Annotated in this window: 1 protein-coding gene; it reads right to left on the bottom strand. The window is 46.5% G+C overall.

Annotated elements, in window-relative coordinates; genetic code table 11:
• The coding region (locus tag BACCOPRO_RS18635) for a beta-helix domain-containing protein (protein WP_008145657.1) at positions 1–894 on the bottom strand (894 nt) is incomplete at both ends.

Below are 894 nucleotides of genomic sequence, written 5' to 3' on the forward strand. Positions count from 1 at the left end.
TGAGCTGCCTGTTCCATTGTTGGTGTGAGCATATCCGCAGATATGAAGACCGTCCCATGCTCCTGCTTCCTTCTTTTCGGAAGTCATAACGATAGGAGCATCGGCTGTTCCTTCGGCATTGATCTTGGCTCCCTGCTCTACAAGGATGTAGTCTACAACATCATCATGTTTGGCAATGATCGTAACTCCCGGTTCAATTGTTAAGGTTGCTCCGGCCTTCACCGTATATTCACCGGTCAGATAATAAGTCTGTCCTTCGGCAAGTGTCTTGTCAGCTGTAACGTCACCTTGCAATACTTCCGGTTCTGTTTCTGCTGCACTTCCGCTCTGCTTTGTCCATCCTGCAGTCCAGTCGTTTCCTTCTTCAACGGCTCCCTGGAAATCAGTCTGGCTAAAGAAGCTGTCAGCTGAAAGATCTTTTCCTCCATTTACAGTTCCAACATAGTAGTTGTTCAGGATCGGATTGGTGTTAGTCGTATTGTTACCAGTTGCAACAAACTGTTCGTTGGTATAAATGTTTTCTTTGCTGTCCAGTGTTCCGCTGATTGTTACATATTCCAATTTAGAGGTACCATCTTTCAACGCATTCTCTGTTTCAGTAGTTTCTACGGTCAGCGGCTGGCCTTTGCCTTTGATGATGGCATTATACAGTTCTACCTGTGTTCCGGCACGCAAACGTACACCCTGTTTGCTTCCGCCGTTACCGACCAGTGTAACATTAGCCAAAATCGGATGAGCTACGGGAGTTGCTCCGAAGTTGCTTCCGTTGTTGTCACATTCCATCAGACAGTCACAGTCATAACCTAATTCTTCTGCATTAGCCTGGTATGCAATGAGGTACTGGCCCTTTCCGTTCCATCCTTCTGTCCAGTCGAATGAATCATCACTACAGTC

It is taken from the genome of Phocaeicola coprophilus DSM 18228 = JCM 13818 (genome assembly GCF_000157915.1).
GTDB classification, from domain to species: domain Bacteria; phylum Bacteroidota; class Bacteroidia; order Bacteroidales; family Bacteroidaceae; genus Phocaeicola; species Phocaeicola coprophilus.